This is a genomic window from Marinitenerispora sediminis, from assembly GCF_003336425.1.
Classification (GTDB): Bacteria; Actinomycetota; Actinomycetes; order Streptosporangiales; family Streptosporangiaceae; genus Marinitenerispora; species Marinitenerispora sediminis.
On sequence record NZ_QEIO01000236.1, the window covers coordinates 1 to 5,187 of the forward strand.

The window sequence follows — 5,187 nt, forward strand, 5'->3', positions numbered from 1 at the left end:
CCGCTGTCCCCGCCCACCGACCGCGGCACCGCCGCCCGGCTCGCCGCCTCCGCGCTGCGGCGCGGCACCCCCGGCACCGACCTCACCGACGTCCACCGCTGGTACGCCGACTTCGGGCGCCGCGCCTACACCCGCGTGCGGCGGATCGCGCTGGACTCCCTCACCGGCTGGCGCCGCGACCCCGCGACCGGCGACATCGGCCACGACAGCGGCCGGTTCTTCACCGTCCGCGGCCTTGAGGTCCACATGCCCGGCGCGGCCGTCCCGCACTGGCACCAGCCCATCCTCGACCAGGGCGAGGTCGGGATCCTCGGCCTGCTCGTCAAGGACATCGGCGGCGTGCCGCACCTGCTCATGCAGGCGAAGGTCGAGCCGGGCAACTGCAACGGCCTGCAGCTCTCGCCCACGGTGCAGGCCACCCGCAGCAACTACACCCGCGTGCACCGCGGCCGCGCCGTGCCCTACCTCGGCTACTTCCGCGACACCTCCCGCCACCGGGTGCTCGCCGACGTGCGGCAGTCCGAGCAGGGCGCCTGGTTCTACCGCAAACGCAACCGCAACATGGTGGTGGAGGTCCGCGAGGACGTCGAGGTCCTCGACGGCTTCCGCTGGATGACGCTGGGCCAGGTCCACGAGCTGCTCGCCGCCGAGGACCTGGTGAACATGGACGCCCGCACGGTGCTGTCCTGCCTGCCCTTCGCCGGCCCCGGCCTCCACGACGCGATCCCCGCCGGCGGCGACGGCTTCCGGGCGGCGCTGCTGCGGTCGTGCTCCGGCGCCGCCGGCGCCCTGCACCCCACGGGCGACATCCTGAGCTGGATCACCCGGATGCGCGCCACGACCGACGTGCACACCCGGTGGGCGCCGCTTGACGGGCTGCCGGGATGGCGGCGCACCGACGGGGGCATCACGCACGAGAGCGGGCTGTTCTTCGACGTCATCGGCGTGAGCGTGCGGGCCGGCGGCCGCGAGGTCAACGAGTGGACGCAGCCGATGATCGAACCGCGCGCGCCCGGCGTCATCGCGTTCCTGGCGAGCCGCATCGGCGGCGTCCTGCACGTCCTCGTGCACGCGCGGGCCGAACCGGGCTACGTCGACGTGGTCGAGCTGGCGCCGACCGTGCAGGCCACGCCCCAGACCTACGACGCGCTGCCGGGCGAGGCGCGGCCGCGCTACCTCGACACGGTGCTGGGGGCCCGGCCGGAGGACATCAGGTTCGACGCGGTGCTCTCGGAGGAGGGCGGCCGCTTCTACCACGCGCGCAACCGCTACCTCGTCGTGGAGACCGAGCCCGGCACCCGCGCGCACCCGCCGGACTTCCGCTGGATGACCCTGCACCAGCTCACCGGCCTGCTCGCGCACAGCCACTACCTCAACGTGCAGGCCCGCAGCCTGGTGGCCTGCCTGCACAGCCTCACCGGGGCGGCCCCGGCCAGCTGAGCGCCCGGCCCGCCGCGCGCGACCGCCGCCCGGTGGGGGCCCGCCCGGGCGGGCCCCCACCGGCTCCGGACCGCCGGCCCGGCGTGGCGCTCACACCCGGGCCAGCACCTCGCGCACGGCGTCGATGACCCTGCCCTGCTCCTCCTCGGACAGCGACGGGTACATCGGCAGCGAGAAGATCTGGCCGGCGAGCTCCTCGGTGACCGGCAGCGACCCCTTCGGGTAGCCGAGGTGGGCGAACCCGCTCATCGTGTGCACCGGCCACGGGTAGCTGATGTTGAGTTCGATGTCGTAGCCGCGCAGCGCCTCGATGACGGCGTCGCGCCGGGGGTGGCGCACCACGTACACGTAGTAGACGTGGTCGTTGCCCGGCGCGACGGCCGGCAGGACCAGGTCAGTGCCGGCGAGCCCCTCGGCGTAGCGCCGCGCCACCCGCCGCCGCCCCTCGATGTAGGCGTCCAGCCGGCCGAGCTTGCGGCGCAGGATCTCCGCGTGCAGCTCGTCCAGGCGGCTGTTGTGCCCGGGGGTCTGCACGACGTAGTAGCGCTCCTCCATGCCGTAGTAGCGCAGCCGGCGCAGGTTGCGCTCCACCGTGTCGTCATCGGTGATCGTGGCGCCGCCGTCGCCGTAGGCCCCCAGCACCTTGGTGGGGTAGAAGGAGAACGCCGCGGCCCGGCCCATGGTGCCGGCCAGGCGCCCGTGGTGGCGGGCGCCGTGCGCCTGCGCGCAGTCCTCCAGGACCACCAGGTCGTGCCGCTCGGCCAGCGCGGTGAGCGCCGCCATGTCGACGCACTGGCCGTACAGGTGCACGGGGAGCAGGCAGCGCGTGCGGGGGGTGATCGCGGCCTCGACCTGGCCGGTGTCCATGAGGTGGTCGTCGGGGCGCACGTCCACGAACACCGGCGTGGCGCCCACCGCGTCGACGGCCACGACGGTCGGCGCCGCGGTGTTGGACACGGTGATCACCTCGTCGCCGGGGCCGATCCCCAGCGCCTGCAGCCCCAGCTTGATGGAGTTGGTGCCGTTGTCGACGCCGACGCAGTGCCGCACGCCGTGGTAGGCCGCGAACTCCCGCTCGAAGCCGCGCACGCTGTCGCCGAGCACCAGCTGGCCGGAGGCGCAGACCTTCTCGACGGCGTCGAGGATGTCGGCGCGCTCGTTCTCGTATTCCTGCCGGTAGTCCCACACGCGAGTGGTCATGGGTTCGTGTCGCTGCCTTCCCGTGCGTCGGTTTCGCGTCCGCGGGCGGGGCACCGGCACGGCGCCCGCCGGGTCCCGGCCGGTGCGGGCCCCCTCATCGGCGGATCCCGACGAAGAGGCCGCGACCCGTCGGTCCGCCTTCCAGGTACTCCACGTCGCACCCGGCGTCGGTGAACGCCGCCGTGTACTGCTCCCGGGTGAAGAGCGTGAGGACGTCGATCTCGGTGAACTCGCGGATGCCGGCGGAGTCGCCGACGAGGAACCGCACCTCCATGCGGGTGGCGTCGCCCTGCCGGGTGGAGTGCGACATCCGCGCGACGGCGCGGCCGCCCTCCTGCGCCAGGTCCGCGGCGACGTAGCCCTCGATGAACCGCTCGGGGAACCACCACGGCTCGACGACGAGCACGCCACCCGGGGTGAGGTGGCGCGCCATGCAGGCGGCGGCCGCACGCAGTTCCGCGACGGTGGAGAGGTAGCCGATGGCGCAGAACATGCAGCACACAGCGTCGAAGCGGCGGCCGAGGTCGAAGTCGCGCATGTCGCCGGCGGTGATGCGCACCCCGGGGAGGCGGCGCCGGGCGAGCCGCCGCATGGGCTCGGCGATCTCCAGGCCCTCGGCGCGGGCGAAGGACTCCCGGAAGGTGGCCAGGTGCGCGCCGGTGCCGCAGGCCACGTCGAGGAGGGAGTCGGCCTCGGGGAGGCGGGCGCGGATGACCTTGGCGACGTCGTGGGCCTCCTCGGCCCAGTTCTTGCCGCGGCTGCGGTAGACCAGTTCGTAGACCTCGGCGAGTTCCTCACCGTACATCGCGTCTCCTAGCGCTCGTTCGGGTGGTCGGGGCCGCCCGGGGCCGGCCGCGTCGGCCGGTGGCGGTCCCTCGCCTCCGCTGGCGGCGCCGCGGGGATCGCGGCGGCCGCGGCCGGTCCGAAAGCGCGGTGCGGGGCCCGCTCCCGATGTCGCGCGGTCCGGGTGCGCACGCCTTCTCCCGATGGTCGCGGCGGGGCCTTGAGAAGCGTTGGAACATCACTGGACGCAGCCGGTGCCGCGCGCCCGCGGCGGGCGGCCGGCGTGGCGGCGCCCAAATCAACCTCGATTCGAGCGCCGCTGCCTACGGTTTGGATACATGAGCACATCCAAGGAGCGCGAGTGCGCGAAAGCCGTGGTCATCACCGGCGGCGGTACGGGGATCGGGCGGGCCACGGCACGGGCGTTCGCCGAGCAGGGGGCGGGCGTCCTCGTGGTCGGGCGCACCGAGTCCACGCTCGCCGAGACGGCCCGCGGCCACGACGGCATCGAGGTCCTGGCGGTGGACATCACCGCGCCCGAGGCGCCCGACCTCGTCGTCGCGCGGGCGCTGCGGGCGTTCGGCCGGATCGACGCGCTGGTGAACAACGCGACGGCCGCGCGGTTCGCGCCGCTGGAGGAGGTCGACCGGGCGTCGGCGCGCACCCAGCTGGACACCATCCTGCTGGGACCGATCTTCCTCACCCAGCGCGCGGTGGAGCCGCTCGCGGAGTCCGGCGGCACGGTGGTCAACGTCAGTTCGGCGGGCTCGCTCGGGCGGCGCTCCTGGCCGGCGATGTCGGTGCACGGCGCGGGCAAGGTGGGGCTGGACTTCCTCACGCGGTGCTGGGCGGTGGAGCTCGCGCCGCGCGGCATCCGGGTGGTGTCGGTGGCGCCGGGGGTGATCGACACCGGGATCGGGGAGCGCATCGGCATGTCGGGGGACGCCTACGCGGGGTTCCTGGAGGAGATGCGGCGGCGGATCCCGGCCGGGCGGGTGGGCCGGCCCGAAGAGGTCGCGTGGTGGATCACCCAGCTGACCCGGCCCGAGGCCGAGTACGCGACGGGGATGGTGCTGGCGCTGGACGGGGCGCTGTCGATCGTGTGAGGCGCGGCGGCCCGGGGCGTGCGCGCGGCGCTGTCCAGAGGCCGTGGGGGCAGGGCCGGTTCCGGTCCTTCGAGCATGGGGATTCCGTCTCGGCAATCCGGGTGCTTTACGCTATGCCGAATCGGAGCGGGGAGTACTGCGAAATCAGGGCGTCCCGCGCGGGAGATAATCCGGATTGTCCGCGACGGGAGGATTGTCGTGCCACTCCTGCTAACCCGGCGAGATCTGGAGACGGTGTTCGCCGACCCGGAATTCCTCGAACAGGGGTTCCAGATGGCGCAGGACCTCATGCTCGACACCGAACCGGCCCGCACCTCCTCCATCACCCTCCCGCTGGCCCAGCGCGGACAGGGCCTCAGCGTCCGCCTGCGCAGCCCCGCCCAGGAGGGCCTGTGCGTCGGCCTGCGCGTGGGACCCGCCCACGGCCCCTACGCCACCGACCTCGCCGAACTGCTCGTCGCCCCCGACGACGGCGCCCTGCTCGCCCTCGCCGCCGCCGACACCCTCGACGCCTGGCGGCGCGCCGTCCCCTCCGGCCTGGCCGCACGCTACCTCGCCCCCGCCGCCGCCCGCTCCCTCGGCCTCTTCGGCGCCGGCACCGAGGCCTGGGCCGTCCTGCGCGTCCTCACCCGCGCCCTGCCCTCCCTCTCCGTCGTCC

General features: G+C 74.2%; 4 protein-coding genes and 1 pseudogene. 3 read left to right on the plus strand and 2 right to left on the minus strand.

Annotated elements, in window-relative coordinates; all coding sequences use genetic code 11:
* On the plus strand, positions 1-1,440 hold a 1,440-nt coding region (locus DEF28_RS25435), incomplete at its 5' end, for an NDP-hexose 2,3-dehydratase family protein (protein ID WP_325049035.1).
* A gap of 90 nt (positions 1,441-1,530) precedes the next feature.
* Here the strand turns inward: DEF28_RS25435 and DEF28_RS25440 are convergent.
* On the minus strand, positions 1,531-2,640 hold the full coding sequence (locus tag DEF28_RS25440; RefSeq protein ID WP_114400679.1) for a DegT/DnrJ/EryC1/StrS family aminotransferase: 1,110 nt from the start codon (positions 2,638-2,640) through the stop codon (positions 1,531-1,533).
* Between the two features lie 94 nt (positions 2,641-2,734).
* Entirely contained in the window at positions 2,735-3,445 is a 711-nt protein-coding gene (locus DEF28_RS25445) for a class I SAM-dependent methyltransferase (RefSeq protein ID WP_114400680.1), read from the minus strand.
* A gap of 316 nt (positions 3,446-3,761) precedes the next feature.
* Between DEF28_RS25445 and DEF28_RS25450 the strand changes: the two genes are divergently transcribed.
* Both DEF28_RS25450 and DEF28_RS25455 read left to right on the plus strand, forming a co-directional pair.
* Complete coding sequence (locus DEF28_RS25450) at positions 3,762-4,529, plus strand: SDR family NAD(P)-dependent oxidoreductase (protein ID WP_181874450.1); 768 nt, start codon at positions 3,762-3,764, stop codon at positions 4,527-4,529.
* A gap of 198 nt (positions 4,530-4,727) precedes the next feature.
* Positions 4,728-5,187: pseudogene (locus DEF28_RS25455) on the plus strand (hypothetical protein); the annotation flags it as partial.